Genomic DNA, 18,295 nt, shown 5'->3' on the forward strand with positions numbered 1-18,295 from the left:
CCGCTGAACAACGGCGTGCTGTCGTTGAGCGACCCGGCGGTGCAGGCGCTGCTCATCGAAGCGTTCCAGGCGGCCACGGGGAGCACGGGGGGCGGGGACGGGAGCACGTTCGACTTCAGCGACCCGGCGGTGCAGCAGGTGCTGCGGACGGGGCTGCCGCTGTTCGTGGGGTACGAGGCGACGGACGGCAGCGGGGCTCCGGAAGGCGTGGAGCGGGGCGTGCGGCGCATCACGCTGCGTTCGACGGACACGCCCAACCAGAACCCGGTGATGCAGGACGTGCTGTGGAACGACGCGCCGCTCGCGGGGCCGCTGCCCCTGGACACGGAGGTGACGTTCACGCCGGTGCTGGGGGCGGGCAGCGAGGAGACCTACGCGACGGCGGACGGGACGCGGACGGAGCAGGTCTTCTTCAGCTGGTTCGCGACGGGCGAGGGCGAGGTGGGGTCGTTCCGTTCGCTGGAGCCGGTGGACGGCAAGCCCGGAGACCCGACGACGACGTACACGACGGCCAAGACGCCCGAGCGCATCACCGTCTGGGTGGTGGCGCGCGACGGCCGGGGCGGCACGGATTGGACGACGCGCACGGTGGACGTGGGGCCCTGAACCGTCACGGAACGATGGTGGGGGAGCTGTCGAAGAGCGCGTCGAACAGGGTGGTCTGGGGTGGACGCGTCCACTCCACGGCGACGGGGACGGGAAGGGCCGCGACTTCGGGGGGGAGCGCCGTGACGTGGAAGTGGGCCTCCAGTTCCCGGGCGATGATGCGCGCGGTGTCGCTCATGGCCGCGGGCAGGGGAGGCAGGTGCAGGTGGGCCTTGCCGCGCTTGCGGCCCTCGTAGTCGAACGTGAGTCCATACACCGTGTAGACCGGTGCCAGGATGCTCAGGCAGCCCACGAGTGCCCAGGGCACGGGCTGCATGGGGATTCCCTTCGCAGGATAGACGGCACAGCGCAGGGATGCCTGGGAGGTCGTAGTTGCTTCCGCCAGGGTGAAGGCTGGAAGACGCATCCTCAACTGTCGCCGGAACTCCTCCCAGCGCTCGTTTCGCTCTAGCACCTGCGCCCAGCGCTCCTGACGGCGCTTGAGCTCGGGATGGGCATCGTCCAGCGACTCCTCGTACGAAGCAGGCCAGTAATGGCGAGCCAGGGTCAGCAGTTCATCCGTGCTGGGGGGCATGGCGCGAGGGCTCCAGCGTCAGAGGTTCAGGTCACCAAACAGCACCGGAGGCGCCCGCTCATCGCATTGCGCCCTGAATCGGGCTCCAGCAAGGGACGCCTCAAAGGTCCTTCGCAGGTGCGCCTTCATCAGCTCACAGAGCATTCCGAGCGGTGAGTCGATGGTTGCGGAGCTGAAGACCACCTGGGCGGCCTCATTGATACGGTCCGCCGCGATGCGCTGTGCCAGCGGGAGGGAGAGGATGCCCTCGTGGGTTCGCAGGGGCGTTTCAACCCCGAATCTGCACAGCACGGACTCGCTGGTATTGGCGCGAGTCAGCCGGATGTGGATGCAGGCGGAGCGCTGACCGCCTTCTTCCCCTGGCGTTGCTTCCTTGAGCGTTACGAAGCGGATCTGCCGGGGCAGAATCCTTCCCGTGACGAGCGTCCGGTCCGTGGGCCCGACACAGGCCATGCACAGGGACAGCACGGCCGCGACTTGAAGCCACCGTCGCCGTGCTGCCTGTGCCGCCATGGTTCACCCCGTCAGCCACGCGGACGCGCGGCCCAGGCCCTCCGCCACGGAGGTGAAGGCGTCCGCCGTGCGGACCCGCTCCTCTCCGAAGCGCTTCACATACAGGTCCCGCACCGCCGGAATCTGTGACGAACCCCCCGTCAGGAAGACCGCGTCAATGTCCCTGGCCTCCGGGTGCTTCGCCAACAGCCCCTCCGTGCACTGCGACAGTTCATCCAACAACGTGCGGCTCGCTGTCTCGAACTCCGCCCGCGTCATCGGCTCGTGCAGGTGGATGCGCGCGTCCTCGAAGTCGATGGTCGCCACGTCCTCGCTCGACAGCTTCACCTTCGCCGCTTCAATGGCCCGGAACAGCCGGTAGCCCAGGTTGTCCATCACCAGGTCGTAGAGCGCTTGGATCTCCGCCGGGTGGTCGCTCGTGTCGAGCATCACCTCCAAGAGCTCCTGCGTGGACTTCTCCCGGATGAAGGACATCTCGTGCCAGTTGAGCAGCTTCGCCAGCACGTGCTGCGGAATGGGCAGCCGCTTGTGGCTGAAGCCCTTCACCTTGTACGTGCTCCCCGCCCCGAAGCGCGGCAGCAGCTTGTGCCGCATGATCTCCGCGTCGAACCGGTCACCACCGATGCGCACGCCCGTGGACCCCACCACGTCCGGCCTGCGGTCCAGGTTCCCCCGCCGCGACGGGCCCAGCCGCATCAGCGTCAGGTCCGTCGTGCCGGCGCCGAAGTCCGCCACCAGCACCAGCTCGTCCTTCTGCAGCCGCGCCTCGTACGCGAGCGCCGCCGCGATGGGCTCAATCAGGAACTGCACGTGCTTGAAGCCCGCCAGCTCCGCCGCCTTGCGCAGACGCTTCTCCGCCAGCGCGTCCGCCTCCGCGTCCGGCGTGAAGACGGCGGGCCGGCCCAGCACCACCGCGTCCGGCGCCTCGCCCAGGTGCGCCCCGGCGGACTCGCGCACGCGGCGCAGCAGGATGGCCACCAGGTCCTCGATGGTGAACGTGCGCCCCTTCACCTGCGTCGCCCGGAAGGACGAGCTGTGCAGGAAGGACTTCACGGACTGGATGAACCGGCCGTTGTTGTCCTCCAGGTAGCGCTGGATGGCCTCCGCCCCCGTGAAGACCTCGCGCTCCTCCTCCGCGAAGAAGAGCACGGAGCGGAACAGCCGGGGCTCCGGGGTGTGGGGCTGCAGCGGCAGCACGGTGCCGTCCGGCAGGGCCAGGGCGGTATTGCTGGTTCCGAAGTCGAGTCCGCAGGCGCGCATGGGGGGGCGCCCCTTATCGCCATTCCCCCGGACGCGGTAGCCCCAAAGTGAGTGCCTGCCGCAGGGCGTGCGGACGGACAGGCGCTCGCGGCGCACCGCCTTGGCGCTCCACGGGCCACCTCCATCTTTGACCTGTCATCCCTTTGACAGGAGAACCGCATGAAATCGCGCGCAGCATGGCTGGGGGCAGGACTCGCCGCACTGGTAGTGGGCGCCAGCGCCTGCCAGGACCAGGACCGCTCCCGCCAGGAGCGGACGGACAACAGCCCCGGACATCAGGTGGAGCAGGCCCAGGCCCAGTCGGAGAAGGCCTTCGACGACGCGCGCGACGCGCAGAAGGAGGCCTCCAGCCAGCAGCGCGAGGCCGCCCGCGCCCAGGAGGACTTGCAGCACCAGCAGCAGGAGCTCCAGGAGGCCCAGGCCAAGGCCCAGAAGGAGGCCCAGGAGGCTCAAGCCAGCCAGCAGCAGGCGCAGGCGCGCACCCAGCAGGCCCAGTCCGTGGCCCAGCAGGCCCAGGCCAGCGCGCTGGCCGCCCAGCGCCAGGCGCAGCAGAACTTCGCCACCCAGCAGCAGCAGGCCTCCAACGACAGCGCCGCCGCCAACCAGCGCATCGCGGACCAGAGCGCCCAGCAGCAGCAGGCCGCGAACCAGAACGCCGCCACGCAGCAGGCCGCCATCGCCCAGAACTCGCAGGCCCCGAGCGACCAGAACTCCCAGGAGCAGCAGATCTCCGGCGACGTGCTCAGCGCGAGCGCCCAGGAGGTGCTGGTGAGCCAGGCAGGCGAGCCGCGGCTGCGCCTGAAGGTGGGCCCCAGCACGCAGGTGCAGGTGGACGGCCGGGCCGCCAGCGCCGCGGACATCCAGGAGGGCGCGCAGGTCCGCGCCTCCTACCGCACGGACACGAGCAGCGGCGAGCCGCAGGCCCTGCGCATCGACGCGACGTCGCGCGCGCAGCCGGCCGCGCCCGCTCCGGCGGAGAGCGGCGAGTCCTCGCCCGGAGCTCGGTAGGCGCCCCGGTAATCCGTCACGGCGCCGGACATGCCACGGCCCCGTGCCTTCGCGCTTCCCAACGCGAGGGGACGGGGCCGTGCCGTGTCGCAGCCTTGAAAGACGCTTCCTCTGCTTACGCGGCCAGCTCGGCCTGGTCCAGGCCGGCCTCGGCCATCAGGTTGGCCAGCTCCGCCTTGAGCTTGTCCTTGGCGCGGATCTCCAGCTGGCGGGCGCGCTCGCGGGAGAAGCCGAAGTGCTCGCCCAGCTCGCTCAGGGTCATCTCCGAGTCGCTCATCACGCGCTGCTCGATGATGAAGCGCTCACGCGGATCCAGGCGCATCAGCGCGCGCTGCACCAGGTTGCGGGTGAGGCCCGCCTGCTGACGGTCCGCGACCTCGTCCGCGTGCGAGGCGGACTCGGACTCCACGAAGTCCAGGTGCGTGGCGTCGCCGTCCTCGCCCACCGGCGCGTCCAGGGACAGGTCCCGGCCGCCCATGCGCTGCTCCATCTCACGCACTTCCGCGGGCTTCACGTTCAGCTTCTTGGCGATTTCGTCCGCGTTGACGATGTGGCCATCGCCGGCGCCCAGCTTCTCCAGCTCGCGGCGCGTGCGGGCCAGGCTGAAGAACAGGCGGCGCTGCGCCTGCGTCGTGCCCAGCTTCACCAGGCTCCAGTTGCGCAGCACGTAGTTCTGGATGTACGCGCGGATCCACCACACCGCGTACGAGATGAGCCGGATGCCCTTCTCCGGATCGAACTTCTGCACCGCCTTCATCAGGCCGATGTTCGCCTCCTGGATGAGGTCGGACATCTTCAGGCCGTAGGAGCGGTACTCGTAGGCGACCTTCACCACGAAGCGCAGGTTGCTCGTCACCAGCCGGTGACCCGCGGACAGGTCGCCCGCGCGGAAGGCGCGCGACAGCGACTGCTCGTCCTGCGGGTTCAGCAGCGGGTACTGGTTGATCTCCGAGAGGTAGGTGGAGAGCGAGTCGGCGGAAGAGAAGGAGTTGGAAGCCTGCATGGGGGGTCTCTCTCGGGGAAGAGGGCGGGGTGTGTGACCGCCGTTTGCTGCGACGGGGAGACCTTTAGCAACGCACGGGCCAATGCCAGCGCGCAGGCAACCTCAATGATTCCAGGGCGTTGCGCGAAACGGGAGCAATGCTTAGGACGGAACCCGGCAGTTTTTACAGCGCGGGGTTCCGACACTTCTTCCGGGTGCCTCGCGGGGAGGGTTGCCAAACCTGCGACCCGGGCACAGGGCGGATCACATCCCCCAGGGATGTGGGCACGCCCCGGCTCCCCTGCCTGGAGGGCAGGGAGGCGGAGGTGTGGAAGGAGAAGCCGCCCGGGGGCACGATGGGAAGCGTGGAGGTGAAGCTGCCCACCACGTCGGTCTTGATGAGCTCGCCGGTGTTTCCGGGACGGTGGGGGCCAGGCCGTAGAGGTCCTCGTGCAGGTCCATGATGCCGTTGCCATTGGCATCCACCAGCGTGTCGTCCGCCGAGTCCGGCGTGCCCTGGGTGTTCACGTAGCCGCGCGCCACCAGGTCGTCGTAGTAGACGAACCCGAGCGCGTGCGTGGCCGCCGAGCAGTGGTCGACGAAGGTGACGCGCAGCTGCTGGTCCTGCGCGAACACGATGCGCTCCGCGGACGTGGGCACCGAAGGCAGGGCCATCCGCAGCGTCGCCTCGGGCGTGAGGGCCGTGTTCACCAGGGACGTGAAGGCGGCATCCGGCGGCAGGCACTGCGGCGCGGTCCAGGTCTGGCTGCTCGACGTGCCCGTGTTCACGGCCGTCCCCAGGGTGCCCGCGCTGGCGCTCCAGGAGAACGTCAGCGGGCTGCCCTGAGGATCCATGGCCTGGATGGACAGCAGCGCGTTGCCGCCAGAGGGCAGGTCCTCCGCGGACTGCGACGCGCCGGTGAGCTGCGGCGGCAGCCGGATGGCCTTGGCCTCGGCGTGGGCAGCGCGCGGGGATGGAATGACACACAACAGCCCCCCGGCCACGAAGGCCAGGAGGCGGAACGGAGACAGGTGCAAGGACAGACTCCTCGGGATGGGAATGCCCGGGGGCTATCAGAACCACCTGACAGGCTGATGGTACCAGGGTCCGTCAGGTCAACGCCTTGCGCAGCCGTTTGGGAATGGCCTCCGCGTGCCAGCGCTGCACCTCGCGAGCGATTTCAGCGGACCGCTCCGCGCGCTCGTCGCGGGCCTGGGGCAGCAGCTTTCGCGCGGCCTTGCGCTGTCCGGGCGGAGCCTCCGCGGCGGCGCGCTCGAAGAGCTCCAGGCGCACGTCCGCGTCGTGCAGCTCGCCCAGGCCGTCCTGCAGCGGCACCAGGACCTCCAGCAGCGCGCCCACGGTGCGGCGGAAGGCGGGCTGGAAGATCTCCAGCTCGTAGCGCAGCTTCTTCAAATCCTTGCGCAGGGCGTGCGCGGACGCCGCGTCCGGTGCGTCCGCGTAGCGCACCAGGCGCTTCTCCACGCGGCGCAGGCGCTGGCGCAGGTGGCTGCGCACGCGCTTGCCGGAGAAGCGGTGGGCGTCCTCCAGCGTGTCCAGCTTCTTCAGGAGGCGCGGCACGGTGCGGTCCGTCCAGCGCTCCAGCTCCGCGCGCAGCTTCTTCTCCTTGCCCTTGAGGCCGGACAGGTGGGACTGGCGCAGGCCGGCCAGCGCCTTGCTCGCGTCCTTCTTCCCCTTCGCGGCGGTGTCCAGCCACTTGTCCTGGACGTGCAGATCGCGCACGTCGCCCAGCGCGTCCTGGAGGCGCTTCACGTCCGCCTCCAGCCGGGTGAGCTTGCCGGTGGTCTGGAACACCTGGAGCGCGGCGCGCAGGCGGCGGGTGGCCACGCGCATGTCGTGCACGCCGTCCTCGTCCAGCTCACCGTCCAGCTGGCTCTCCGGGTGGCGCACGTCCGCGAGCCGGCCGGCGAGGATGCGGCGGGCGGCGTCGCCCACGGCGGTGTCGGGGCCCAGGCCCCGGATGGGAGTGGGAGGCGGCATGGCGTGTCAGTCCTCCTTGAGGGCGTATTGCTGGACCATGCGCTCCGCGGCGTCCGGGCCCTCCCAGCCGAGGATGCGCGCGTCCTTGTCCGCGAAGTGCACCACCGCGAGGAAGAAGTGCTCCAGCTCCTCGCGCTCGCGCCGGGACAGGTCCTGATAGGAATTGAGGTGGTCCGAGCGCAGGGTGTTCACCGGCACCAGCAGGAGCCGGTCATTGCGCTCGCGCTCGCCGCTCTTCGCGCCCTTCTGCTTCTGGTCCACCATCAAAACGCCCAGCGCCCGGCAGGGCAGCACCACGCCGGGCCAGGTGGGCACGTCCCAGTACACCAGCGCGTCCAGCGGGTCTCCGTCCGGGCCCTGGGTGCTGGGGATGAAGCCCCAGTCGAACGGGTAGCGGAAGCCTCGCGTCAGCGGCCGGGACAGCGTGAAGGCCTGGAGCTTCGGGTCGTATTTCAACTTCACCGTCGAACCGCGGGGCGACTCGACGACGACGTGCAACGCATCCTGTTCGCCGCGCAGGGGCAGGCGGGTGAAGTCGGTGGCCATGGACCCTCAGGCTGGGGTCGCCCCAACGCCCGCGGCAAGTGCCCCCGTGACGGGAGTTTCACTCGCCAACCCTGGCCTCAGTGCAGGGGCCGGCCCAGGGGCAGCGCTGACTCACGGCGCGCCACCAGCTTGCGCGTCGCGCGGGCCGCGGCCAGGCCTCCCAGCGTGTACCAGGCCACGGTGAGCAGGGACGTGGACGGACGGGCCTGGGACGGCTTGCGGCCCAATCCCAGCTTCGGCGGCAGCACCACCGCGCCCACGCCGGCCAGCAGGCCCAGCATCGCGCCGCGCAGGTAGGGCCGCCTGGGGCGTCCCAGCGCCACGAGCGAGAAGAAGAGACCGTTGGACACCAGGTCCCCCACCAGCGTCTGGCGGTGCAACCGGCGGCCCTTCGCGGGCTCGCCGCCGAAGAAGCGGATGCCCTTCTCCAGGGAGCGCATGCCCAGCACGTCCATGCGCGGCGGATGCTTCAGCACGCGCCGGGCGCTCTCGTGCACCAGCGTGAGCGCGGCGGCGCCATAGAGGCCAGGACCCAGGGCACGGAACACGATGCGCGGCGGAGCGGGAGGTTCGATCATGCCTCCCAAGCTAGGCACCGCACGCCCGGGATTCCCGCCCCCGCGCGCCTGCCCGCCTGCCCGGCGTGCCAGCGTCAGGAGCTGCAGCTCACCACCAGGTGCCGGCCCCAGGTGGGCGGCGGCGCCGCGTAGGACTCGTGGGCAGGGTGTTCGTCAAACGGCGCGGACACCAGCGCGAGCACGCGGTCCACCTCCGCGAAGTCCCCCTCCTGCGCGCGGGTGATGGCCTGCTGCGCCACCCAGTTGCGCAGGATGTACTTGGGATTGACGCGGTCCATGCGCGCGCGGCGCTCGGCGTCGTCGCTTCCTTCCGACTCCAGCCGCGCCCGGTAGCGCCCGGCCCAGCCGTCGAAGCCCTCCGGCGGCAGGAAGTGGTCGCGCAGGGCGTCGTTGCGAGCGCCGGGGCTGGAGTCGAACCGGTTGAGCGCGCGGAAGAAGCGCGCGTAGTCCACGTGCGAGCCGGCCATCAGCGCGAACAGGTCCTCCAGGAGCGAGCGGTCCTCGTCGCGGGCCTCCTTCAGGCCCAGCTTCTCGCGCATGCGCGTGAGGAAGTGCCGCGCGAACGTGGGCTGGAAGAGCGTCAGCGTGGCGCGCGCCTCGTCCTCGGTGATGAGCGTGAGCAGCGCCTCGCCCAGACAGGCCAGGTTCCACAGCGCCACGCGCGGCTGCTGGTCGAACGCGTAGCGGCCCTGGTGGTCGGAGTGGTTGCAGACGAAGCCGGGGTCGAAGTCGTCCAGGAACCCGTAGGGTCCGTAGTCCAGCGTGAGCCCCAGGATGGACATGTTGTCGGTGTTCATCACGCCGTGCGCGAAGCCCACCGCCTGCCACCGCGCGACGAGCTCCGCGGTGCGCTCCACCACCTCCGCGAAGAAGCGCGCGTGGCGGCCCTCCTGGCCCGCGAGGTGCGGGAAGTGCGCGGCGATGACGTGGTCCGCGAGCGTGGCCACGTGGCCGGGCTGCTCCGTGTGGTGGAAGAACTCGAAGGTGCCGAAGCGCACGTGCGACGGGGCCAGGCGCACCAGCATGGCGCCGGTCTCCACCTCCTCGCGGTACACCGGCGTGCGGCTGCCCAGGATGCACAAGGCCCGCGTGGTGGGGATGCCCAGCGCGTGCAGCGCTTCACCGGCCAGGTACTCGCGGATGGTGGAGCGCAGCACCGCTCTCCCGTCACCCCCGCGCGAGAAGGGCGTGGGCCCTCCGCCCTTCAGGTGCAGGTCCCACCTGCCGCCGTCCGGAGCGCGCGCCTCGCCCAGGAGCAGCGCGCGGCCGTCTCCCAGGCGCGGCACGTACACGCCGAACTGGTGCCCCGCGTACACCATGGCCAGGGGCTCCATGCCGGGCAGCAACGTGGCCCCGCCGAACACGCGCGCGAACTCCGGGCGCGCGGCCTCCTCCGCGTCCAATCCCAACAGCCGCAGGGCCGCCGGGTTCACGCTCACCACCTGCGCGTCCGGGAAGGGCGCGGGGGCCACCCGGGCGGCGAACCCGGGGGGCAGGCGGGCGTAGGTGTTGTCGAAGATGAGCTGTTCGAGCGAGGCCATGGGAGGGAAGAACAACCGTCAGGGCACCTGCATGCCCCGCTGCACGGCGGGACGGCTGCCCACGCGGTGCAGGTACTGGATGATGTTGGGCAGATTGGTGAAGAGCTCCGGGAAGAAGTCCCGCGCGCCCTTCAGCCACGGGTACGTGGCGATGTCCGCGATGGAGTACGTGGTGGCCAGGTAGTCCCGCGACGACAGCTGCTGCTCCACCACGTTCAGGATGCGCTTCGCCTCCGTGTGGAAGCGGTCGATGGCGTAGGGAATCTTGGTGCTGGCGAAGCGCCCGAAGTGGTTGAGCTGCCCGAGCATGGGCCCCAAGCCGCCCATCTGGAACATCAGCCACTGCGTCACCTCCGCCTTGCCGCGCGGGTCGGTGGGCATCAGCCGGCCCGTCTTCTCCGCCAGGTACAGCAGGATGGCGCCGGACTCGAAGAGGGACAGGGGGCCGCCCTGCGCGTCGTGGTCCACGATGGCCGGAATCTTGTTGTTGGGGTTGATGGCCAGGAACTCGGGCTTGAACTGCTCACCCTGGGTGATGTCCACCGGGTGCGTCTTGTACGGGAGGCCCAGCTCCTCCAGGGCGATGGAGATCTTGCGGCCGTTGGGGGTCTTGAACGTGTACAGGTCGATCATGCCTTCACTCCCGTGAGCTGTTCGCTCACCTGCCAGAGCCGCTCCGCGAGCGCGTCATCCCGGGCGGCGGACGACGGCTTCGCCTTGCGGCATTTGATGAAGTACTCGCCGCTGACGCCCGCCACCTCCGGCGACGACGCCAGGTAGATGGAGGTCCGCGCGCCCTTTTCGGGGGAGAGCATGAAGGGCCCGGCCAGCTTGATGAGGTACTTGAAGAAGCCCTGGCTGTTGTGGCCGAAGCCCGTGGCCACCGCGCCGGGGTGCAGCGCGTTCGCGGTGACCTGCGTGCCGGCGAGCCGCTTCGTCAGCCCGCGCGAGAAGAGGATGTTGCTGAGCTTGGCGTTGCCGTAGACGCGGATGCCGTCGTAGCGGCGCCTCTCCGTCTGCGGGTCGTCCAGGAAGTTCGAGTACGCCAGGCGGTGTCCTTCGGAGGACACGTTGATGATGCGCGCCGGGCCGCTGGCCACCAGCAGGTCGCGCAGCAGGTGCGTGAGGAGGAAGTGGGACAGGTGGTTGGTGGCGAACGTGGCCTCGTAGCCGTCCACCGTCACCTGGCGCCGGTCGATGATGAGCCCCGCGTTGTTGAGGAGCACGTCCAGCCGCGAGTGTCGGTCCTTGAACGCCTTCGCCAGGTCGCGCACGGACTGGAGCGAGGACAGGTCCGCGAGCAGCGACTCCACGCGTGAGCCGGGGGCGGCCTCGCGCACCGCGGCGACCGTCGCCTGGGTGCGGGCCTCATCCCTGCCGGAGAGCACCAGCGTGGCCCCCTTGCGCGCCAGCGCCTTCGCCGTCTCCTGGCCGATGCCACCGGTGGCCCCGGTGATGAGGCACACCTTGCCGTCGAGACGGTCTTCGGGAAGCCCTGCCGCCATGGGACGCGCCCTCCTGGAGTTCGGGGACGCGTTCTATACGCTCCCCGCCTTCCCCGCGCAGGAGAACCTGCCGGGGAGGCGGGTGGTGCACATCAGGTGGAGACCTGGCTGATGTCCTCCGCCTGGCGGCCCCGGCGGTTGCCGCCCTTGGGGGGCATGGTGACCCCCGCGCGCACGTCGCCGTTGAGGTGGCTCTCCAGGAACCAGAGGTCCTCCTCGGTCTCGCCCAGGGTCTGGGTGAGGAGGTCCGCGGTGACGGGGTCGTTCACCTCGTCGGACTTGTTGATGCCGTCGCGCAGGCTGGCGGCGTAGCGGCCCACGCGCTCCACCAGCGCGCGGATGTGGGCCTCGCCGTCCACGGCCTGCAGGTCGTACTCCGGCAGCTGGCTGTTGTTGGTGGCCAGGCGGATGGTGCCCTGGGCGTAGCCACCCAGCGCGCCCGCGCGCTCGGCGTAGGAGTCCGCGTGCTTGCGCGCGTGCTTGGCCACTTCGTCGAAGAGCAGGTGGCGGCTGTAGAAGTGCGTGCCGCGGATGTTCCAGTGCGCCTGCTTCACCTGCCAGTGCAGGTCGATGGCGTTGGCGAGCAGCGTGTTGAGCATGTCGATGAGCTCTTCGCGCGCGTCCTGGGGAAGGTTCACGTGGCTGGTCGTGTACATGGTCCTGATCCCTCGTTGGTGGGTTGCGCGCGGCAGACCGTCGGCATGACGTCCCGGCGCTTCCCACAGGGTGGGGATGGAGGCGGCCCTTGGCCACGGCGCGTCCTACACCGCCCGGCTGTACGGCTGGCCCGGAGGGCGGGCGGCCAGCCAGCCTGACACTCAGCCCGCGTTGGGGGCGGTCAGCCGGGCGGCGACCTCCGTGGCGGCGCGCACGCCGGACTCCACCGCGCCGTCCAGGTAGCCGCAGCCCTCGATGGCCGTCTCGGTGCCCGCCCAGTGCACGCGGCCGAATGGCGCCCGCAGCGCGTCCCCGATGGCGGTGAGGGTGCCGGGGCGGGGCAGGCCCACGTAGCAGCCGGTGCTGAAGGGCTCCTGCTTCCAGTCCAGTACGGCGATGGCCACGGGCGTGAGGGCCTGGGGGCCGAAGAAGCGCGCGAAGTCCGCGAGCGCGGCGCGCTGGAGGTCCGCCTCCGGACGGCCGGTCCACGCGCGGGCGGTGTCGCCCAGGAAGAAGCCCACGAGCGCGGGGTGGTGGCCGTGGGGGCCGCAGTCGTCGAAGCACAGGCGCACCGGGCCCACGTCGCTGACGGCCTCGCCGGACAGGCCCGCTTCGCGCCAGAAGGGCGTGGCGTAGGTGGCCACGACCTTGATGACGCTGCCCATGGGGATGTCCGCGTGCGCGCGGCGGCGGCCCGGGGGCAGGTCCGCGCCAAAGTCGATGCGCTCCGCGAGCGCGGGCGGCGTGGCCACCACCGCGTAGCGCGCGCGGAAGGCGCGGCCGTCCTGCGTGGTGGCGGTGACCCCGCGCGCGTCCTGGAGCAGGGCCTTCACGGGCGCGGAGAGGACGACGCGGCCCGTGGGCAGGCCTTCCATCAGCTTGCGTGAGAGGGATTGCGCGCCGCCCACGAAGCGCTCCGCCTGGGCGCCGCCCTCGATTTCGGTCAGCGGCATGAGGCCGCCGTTGGAGTGCACGTAGGAGAGGAAGTGCAGGAAGGACAGCTCGGACGGCTCCGCCGCGAACACCGCGCGGGTGGCGATGTCCAGCGCGGCGCGGGCGCCCCAGGTGGGCACGTGGCGCTGCTTCCAGTCCTCCACGGTGAGGGCGTCCCACTCGGCGGCCTTCGGCGCGGCGGCGGGCTGTTCTCGGGGGACGCGCCTGGCCAGGCCATCCAGCTTCCAGACGATGCGCTGCAAATCCAGGAGGGACAGCAGGGGCAGGGACGGGACCTTGCCCTGGTACGTGCGGCGCTCGCCGCGCACCTCCAGCACCTTGGTGCCCTGGTGGTGCTGGGCAAAGCGCTGGAGCCCCAGCGCGTCCGCGAGCTTGAGGACGTGGCGCTGCCGGGGGCCCACCCACTGGCCGCCCAGGTCCACGAGCCCGCCGCCCACCTCGCGGGTGAGGGTGCGGCCCCCCACGCGGTCTCGCGCCTCCAGCACGGCGACGGTGGCGCCGGTGCGAGCGATGTCCCGGGCCGCGGTGAGCCCCGCGACGCCCGCGCCAATGACGACCACGTCCACGGTTTCACCCATAGGGCCGCGGACTCTACGCCGGACGCGGCGGGTGGATAGGATGCGCGCGGGACGTCAGAAGGGAAGGGTGGAGGACCGGATGTTCGCGTTGGAGCTGGTGGAGAAGGTGCGGCAGGTGTCGCCGGGCGTGGCGAACGCGCTGACGACGCTCGCGGTGAAGAACATCGTCCCGCTGGCGGCGGCCATGGGCTACCGCATCGACGAGGTGACGGACTCGCGCGTGAAGGCCACGGTGCCGTTGGACCGCAAGACGAAGAACCACGTGGGCAGCGTGTACCTGGGCGCCCAGGTGACGGTGATGGAATTGACGATGGGCGTGATGCTCTTCCGCCGCTTCCCGCCGAGCCAGTACAAGATGCTGGTCAACCGCATGGAGGTCGCCTTCCACGCGAAGGCGAAGACGGCGGTGAGCGCGGTGTGCGAGCCCCCGGAGGAACTGCTCGCGAAGCTCGCGTCGGAGCTGCGCGCGACGGGCGACAAGGCGGAGGCGTGGATTCCGGTGCGCCTGCTGGGCACCGACGGCCAGTGCGTCGCGGAGTCGCGCTTCCTGGCCGTCTTCAAGCGCGGGTAGCGACCGCGCCTACCCCGTAGCTCGGTTGGATGAAGCGGCGGTTTCCTGAACCGCGGGTTCGCTGGATTTGGTACCCGATTGGTACCGAGTTTGCCCCTCCTGAAGCGCTGTCTCGGTCGCGCCTCGAACCCCCGAGCAGTCAGGGGCTCCACTCAAACCCGTGGGAGCCCCTCCGTAGCGTGAGCCCTGGCGAGGTGTGGCTGGGGAGGGGCAGGTGGAGGAGCGCGGGCGGGAGTACCGGCGCAGGCAGCCGGAGGGGACGGTGCTGTACGAGGCGGTGAGGGAGAACCAGGCCCCTGCCGCGCACCTCATGGGAAGGCGGCCTGGGCCGACGTGTCTCCCAAGGGGCTCAAGCGGCTTCTCCACCCGCCTGGCGTACTGCCCGGGCGGCCCCGTCAGCGGCCCTCCTCGGCTCCTGCGCTCCAGCCCTCACCCTCAACATGGCCTTTATCCCACCTATGCGCTCCCTGTTCATGCGGGCTTGATCAACACCTCACGCCCTGGGCGGGCCCCGGCGACGCCGCGGGACGCTTCATGTAGGCGCCCGGTGTGAGCCCGATGAGCTCACGGAAGTCGGCGATGAGGTGCGCCTGGTCGTAGTAGCCCGCGTCCACGGCGATGCGCCCCCAGTCCCTGGAGGTCGCCGTCATCCGTACGGCTCGTTGCAGGCGAACGGTCCGCGCGAAGTCCTTGGGCCCGATGCCGACGTTCTCCGTGAACGCTCGGCGAAGGTGCCGCGCCGTCACGCCCAGTTGCTCCGCCACGGTCTCCACCCGAACCGCGTCTCCTTCGAGCAGGTGGACCGCGCGGCGAGCGAGCCGTGCCGAGGCCGGTTCAAAGGTCTGGTGGGCCCGCAGGGCGATTGCCCGGGAGACGCGGTCCAGGACCTCCGGCTGGCTTCGCGCGGCCAGGAGCTCGAAGCACAGGTCGCCACCCGGACGTCCCCAGAGGTCTTCCAGCGGGACGATCCGGTCCGTCAGCGCGTTCGCCGCCACGCCCAGGAGCGGCACCGCCCAGCCTGGCTTGAACTGAAGGATGAGCGCGCGCACGATGTCGGGGGCGTTCTTGAACAGCGCCTGCGTTCGCGGACCCACGACGCAGAGATCGCCTCTGCGGCCCTCCTCGAGCACTCGAAAGACCAGCGTCGTTCTTCCGTCGGGCAGCCGTTCGTGACGCGCGCTTCCTCCGATGGGCACGAGCGCGTGAACGTCCTCGACGAAGCGGGAGAGCGAGAACGTCGGGGCGGCGGGAACCCTCGTGCGCGGCATCGTCGCACTCTCGCGCGTCCACCGCGGTCATTCAACCCGGCAGGCAAGGCGCGGGGAAATGTCCGGTCCTTCCAATCGCAGAACAGCGGCGGGAGGTACGAAGACACTCATGAACACGCCAGCTCCCGCGCCCGTCCTCTCCCTCAGCCCCATCGTGCTGCCGGCTCCCGGCCGCGCCGTCGAGCTCCAGCTGCGCATCTCCGCGCCCGTGACCGGAAGCAACCTGCCCATCCTCCTGCTGTCCCACGGCCACGGACGCTCCAACCATCTCTCGTCACTGAACGGCTACGCCCCGCTCGCCAACTACTTCGCGGCACATGGCTTCGTCGTCATCCAGCCCACGCACCTCGACTCGAAGACGCTCTCGCTCGGCCCTGATGCTCCGGATGGGCCCCTGTTCTCGAGGTCACGTGCCGAGGACATGACGCGCATCCTCGACCAGTTGGATGTGATTGAGCGTGCCTTCGTCGGGCTCGCCGGGCGCATGGACCGGAGCAGGGTGGCCGTCATCGGTCACTCAATGGGTGGGCACACCGCGAGCCTGCTGCTTGGCGCGCGGTACAAGGACCCCCACGATGGAACGGAAGTGAACCGCTACGAGCCGCGGATCAAGGCCGGCGTCCTGCTCGCCGCGCCCGGCCGGGGAGGAGACGCGCTCACCAGGTTCGCGGCGGAGAACTACCCCTTCTTCTCGACCACCGACTTCTCCCGGATGACGACGCCCGCGCTCGTGGTCGCTGGCGACAAGGACGCCTCGGCCCACCTGACGGTCGCGGGCCCCGCCTGGCACGCGGATCCCTATTTCCTCTCCCCAGGCCCCAAGTCCCTGGTCACCCTGTTCGACGCGGAGCACGGGCTGGGCGGAGTGTCTGGCTATGACGTCGCGGAGACCACGGACGAGAATCCCGAGCGCGTGGCGACCGTCCAGCGCCTCACCTTCGCCTTCCTCCGCACCGCGCTCCATCCCGGAGACTCCGCCTGGCAGGAAGCGCAAGACGCGCTGACACGCGCGACCCCACCGCTCGGCCGGGTCGAATCCAAGTAGCCGCCCCGGGCCCTCTCACGGCGGTAGATCAAGCTGGGCCTACTCCAGCGGCGCGGGAAACGCGGGCAGCGCGGCGAAGTCCTCGGGCACGTGTTCGCGGATGACGCGGGCGTTGGAGTCCCTGGCCAGCGCCTCCACGCGCTTCATGGACTCCAGCGTCTGCTCGCGGTTGAAGTTGTACACGGGCACCAGCTGCCGCTCGCGCGACTGGGGCAGCGGCCACAGGTCACCCGTGAGCAGGACGGCGCCGGACTTCGCCGTCTTCACCAGCAGCACGGTATGGCCGGGCGTGTGCCCGGGCGCCTGGTGGATGGTGACGGCGCCGTCGCCGAACACGTCGTAGGGGGCGTCGCCCTCGATGCGCACGGTCTTCGCGTGCTCCAGCGCGCTGTAGTGGGGGACCTCGCCGCGCTGTACGGCCTGTTCGGAGAAGGCCGCGTCGCGTTCTTCCGCGTCCACGAGCCACGTCGAGCCCGCGAACAGGTTGGCGTTGCCCGCGTGGTCGAAGTGCAGGTGGGAGAACGACACGAACTCGACGTCGGCCGGGGCCAGTCCCAGCTCACCCAGCGAGGCCGTGAGCTTCTTCTTCACCTCGAAGCGCACGGGCTGACCCTGGGGCCGCATGCCGTCCGGCAGGTCCGCGATGCTTTCGGAGAGGCCGCTGTCCCAGAGCAGGTCGCCCTTCGGGTGGCGGATCAGGTAGCACGGGACGACGGTCTCGGCGGGCACGCCCTTCATCGAACCGTCGTCCGCCATGAAGCCGGAGTCGCCCAGCTCCACGCGGCCGCAGTGGATGGCGTAGAGCTTCACGCCCGGGGCCGCGCGCGGAGTGGGGGGCGCCCCAGCGCACGCGGTGAGCAGGAGACAGGCGGACCACAGGTGAAGGGTCTTCATGGGGCGGCTCCAGGGGGGAAGCGGGGGAGTCAGCTACCGCGTCGGCTCTTCTTCCATCAGGAAGTCGCCAATGGTCTTCCACATCGCCTCGAACTGGGGGCGGCGGAAGCCGGAGCCGGAGATGAGCCAGTCCACGTGCGGGGGCTGGTGGGCCGGCTGGTCGAAGTGGCCAATGGCATCCAGGTGGTCCGCGCGCACGGCCGTCAGCACGCGGCCGTACACCTGCGAGCGCGTGGGCACGATGCCGTCACAGGCCGTGGGGCCGGGCATGGCGCCGTAGGCCTGCACCAGCGCCGCCGTCTGCGCGGGCGTGTGCAGGGGCAGCTGCGTGAGCGGCATCCGCTGCGTCTGGCCGTACACGAACGCGTAGATGGTGTGCGTCAGCTGCGCGTACGGATCCAGGCCCGCGGCCAGGCGCGTGCGCAGGGACGGCGGACGGGCCTGCGTCACCACGGAGCCGTAGCGCACGCCGGGCCGGTCATGCGTGCCGCCGTTGAACAGGTCGATGCCCTCCGGCGTGAGCTGGGGGATGAGCGACGTGTCGCGGCCCACATCCCACAGGAACTTCGTCACCGCGTCGCGCCGCTCGCTGGAGAAGTCCCCCAAGAGCTGGTCGAAGAGCTGATCCAGCAGCGTGGCCTTCCACCCCAGCTGATCATCCGCGCGCGCCATCAGGTGCCCGAAGCGGAACACCACGCTCAGGGGCAATCGCCCGAAGCGCAGCACGTACATGGTGAACAGCGACAGGAGCTTCAACAGCTGCTGACCGAAGAGCCCCAGGAAGAACGTGGCCAGCGGCGTGCCCGCGTGGGGCGCGGACAGCGTCACCACGGAGCGCACGCGGCGTGCGAAGGGCTCCAGCTCCAGGGTGTCCGACACCTGCGCGCCGGGAGAGACGAACAGGCGGGCATCCAGGCCGCCGGTGGAGTGGCCCACCAGGTGGATGGGGCCGTCGTCACCGGAGGCCGTCTCGCTCACGGCCTTGAGCAGGTCCGCGGTGCGCTGGCGGATGGATGCGGTGGGGTGGGAAACGATCGTCACCACCTCCGCGTCGACCCCCCTGCGGGCGAGGTCCTTCTTCAGGAACTCGTACGCGTGGCCGAAGTAGAGGAGCTCGCCCAGGTTGGTGAAGCCGAAGAAGCCAGGGACGAGGTAGACGTGGTGCTTCACGGACATGGGTCGCCCAGCATACCCCACGCTCCCGGGATGGGCTTGG

General features: G+C 70.4%; 20 protein-coding genes. 4 read left to right on the plus strand and 16 right to left on the minus strand.

Features of this window, described 5'->3' with window-relative positions:
* Positions 1-606: hypothetical protein (locus tag D7X55_RS09555; RefSeq protein ID WP_121722885.1), on the plus strand; the 606-nt coding region annotated here is incomplete at its 5' end.
* A 4-nt stretch (positions 607-610) separates the two neighbouring features.
* Here the strand turns inward: D7X55_RS09555 and D7X55_RS09560 are convergent.
* From D7X55_RS09560 to D7X55_RS09570, 3 genes are read right to left on the minus strand one after another with little or no spacing between them, the layout of a single operon-like run.
* Positions 611-1,180, minus strand: coding sequence for a hypothetical protein (locus D7X55_RS09560; RefSeq protein WP_120546121.1), 570 nt, complete (start codon positions 1,178-1,180; stop codon positions 611-613).
* Positions 1,181-1,198: 18 nt separating this feature from the next.
* Entirely contained in the window at positions 1,199-1,693 is a 495-nt protein-coding gene (locus D7X55_RS09565) for a hypothetical protein (protein WP_233609757.1), read from the minus strand.
* Positions 1,694-1,696: 3 nt separating this feature from the next.
* The gene (locus D7X55_RS09570; protein WP_120546119.1) at positions 1,697-2,953 is read right to left on the minus strand and encodes an Hsp70 family protein; all 1,257 of its coding nucleotides are present in this window, start codon (positions 2,951-2,953) and stop codon (positions 1,697-1,699) included.
* A 159-nt stretch (positions 2,954-3,112) separates the two neighbouring features.
* Here D7X55_RS09570 and D7X55_RS09575 point away from each other — a divergent pair, with 159 nt between their 5' ends.
* Positions 3,113-3,961: a hypothetical protein gene (locus tag D7X55_RS09575; protein ID WP_121722886.1), complete on the plus strand. Its 849-nt coding sequence runs from the start codon at positions 3,113-3,115 to the stop codon at positions 3,959-3,961.
* Between the two features lie 115 nt (positions 3,962-4,076).
* Here the strand turns inward: D7X55_RS09575 and D7X55_RS09580 are convergent, their stop codons facing one another.
* The 10 genes from D7X55_RS09580 to D7X55_RS09625 form a co-directional block, all read right to left on the minus strand.
* The gene (locus D7X55_RS09580; RefSeq protein ID WP_120546117.1) at positions 4,077-4,964 is read right to left on the minus strand and encodes an RNA polymerase factor sigma-32; all 888 of its coding nucleotides are present in this window, start codon (positions 4,962-4,964) and stop codon (positions 4,077-4,079) included.
* Between the two features lie 243 nt (positions 4,965-5,207).
* Positions 5,208-5,981, minus strand: a complete 774-nt coding sequence (locus tag D7X55_RS09585; protein WP_121722887.1) for a hypothetical protein — start codon at positions 5,979-5,981, stop codon at positions 5,208-5,210.
* 73 nt (positions 5,982-6,054) lie between these two features.
* The gene (locus D7X55_RS09590) at positions 6,055-6,942 is read right to left on the minus strand and encodes a CHAD domain-containing protein (RefSeq protein ID WP_120546115.1); all 888 of its coding nucleotides are present in this window, start codon (positions 6,940-6,942) and stop codon (positions 6,055-6,057) included.
* Between the two features lie 6 nt (positions 6,943-6,948).
* Positions 6,949-7,488, minus strand: a complete 540-nt coding sequence (locus D7X55_RS09595) for an inorganic diphosphatase (RefSeq protein ID WP_121722888.1) — start codon at positions 7,486-7,488, stop codon at positions 6,949-6,951.
* A gap of 77 nt (positions 7,489-7,565) precedes the next feature.
* The gene (locus tag D7X55_RS09600; RefSeq protein WP_120546113.1) at positions 7,566-8,066 is read right to left on the minus strand and encodes a hypothetical protein; all 501 of its coding nucleotides are present in this window, start codon (positions 8,064-8,066) and stop codon (positions 7,566-7,568) included.
* A 74-nt stretch (positions 8,067-8,140) separates the two neighbouring features.
* Positions 8,141-9,607: a YdiU family protein gene (locus tag D7X55_RS09605; protein WP_121722901.1), complete on the minus strand. Its 1,467-nt coding sequence runs from the start codon at positions 9,605-9,607 to the stop codon at positions 8,141-8,143.
* Between the two features lie 18 nt (positions 9,608-9,625).
* Complete coding sequence (locus D7X55_RS09610; protein WP_121722889.1) at positions 9,626-10,240, minus strand: glutathione S-transferase family protein; 615 nt, start codon at positions 10,238-10,240, stop codon at positions 9,626-9,628.
* Positions 10,237-11,112 (minus strand): SDR family oxidoreductase, encoded by an 876-nt coding sequence (locus D7X55_RS09615; RefSeq protein WP_121722890.1) that lies wholly within the window; start codon positions 11,110-11,112, stop codon positions 10,237-10,239. The genes D7X55_RS09610 and D7X55_RS09615 overlap by 4 nt, the downstream gene beginning before the upstream one ends.
* Positions 11,113-11,204: 92 nt before the next feature.
* The gene (dps, locus tag D7X55_RS09620) at positions 11,205-11,768 is read right to left on the minus strand and encodes a DNA starvation/stationary phase protection protein Dps (RefSeq protein ID WP_120546110.1); all 564 of its coding nucleotides are present in this window, start codon (positions 11,766-11,768) and stop codon (positions 11,205-11,207) included.
* 162 nt (positions 11,769-11,930) lie between these two features.
* Positions 11,931-13,301, minus strand: a complete 1,371-nt coding sequence (locus D7X55_RS09625; RefSeq protein ID WP_121722891.1) for an FAD-dependent oxidoreductase — start codon at positions 13,299-13,301, stop codon at positions 11,931-11,933.
* Between the two features lie 40 nt (positions 13,302-13,341).
* Here D7X55_RS09625 and D7X55_RS09630 point away from each other — a divergent pair, with 40 nt between their 5' ends.
* On the plus strand, positions 13,342-13,872 hold the full coding sequence (locus D7X55_RS09630) for a DUF4442 domain-containing protein (RefSeq protein ID WP_233609759.1): 531 nt from the start codon (positions 13,342-13,344) through the stop codon (positions 13,870-13,872).
* Between the two features lie 485 nt (positions 13,873-14,357).
* On the opposite strand, the gene D7X55_RS09635 is transcribed toward D7X55_RS09630, so the two are convergent.
* Entirely contained in the window at positions 14,358-15,140 is a 783-nt protein-coding gene (locus D7X55_RS09635) for an AraC family transcriptional regulator (RefSeq protein ID WP_306437719.1), read from the minus strand.
* A gap of 109 nt (positions 15,141-15,249) precedes the next feature.
* Between D7X55_RS09635 and D7X55_RS09640 the strand changes: the two genes are divergently transcribed.
* A complete protein-coding gene (locus D7X55_RS09640; RefSeq protein ID WP_121722892.1) occupies positions 15,250-16,185 on the plus strand; it encodes an alpha/beta fold hydrolase in 936 nt (311 codons plus the stop codon).
* A 39-nt stretch (positions 16,186-16,224) separates the two neighbouring features.
* On the opposite strand, the gene D7X55_RS09645 is transcribed toward D7X55_RS09640, so the two are convergent.
* Positions 16,225-17,079 (minus strand): N-acyl homoserine lactonase family protein, encoded by an 855-nt coding sequence (locus D7X55_RS09645; RefSeq protein ID WP_121722893.1) that lies wholly within the window; start codon positions 17,077-17,079, stop codon positions 16,225-16,227.
* Between the two features lie 33 nt (positions 17,080-17,112).
* Entirely contained in the window at positions 17,113-18,255 is a 1,143-nt protein-coding gene (locus tag D7X55_RS09650) for a triacylglycerol lipase (RefSeq protein ID WP_120546105.1), read from the minus strand.
* Positions 18,256-18,295 lie beyond the last annotated feature (40 nt).

This window comes from Corallococcus sp. AB049A (genome assembly GCF_003668885.1).
GTDB lineage: Bacteria > Myxococcota > Myxococcia > Myxococcales > Myxococcaceae > Corallococcus > Corallococcus interemptor.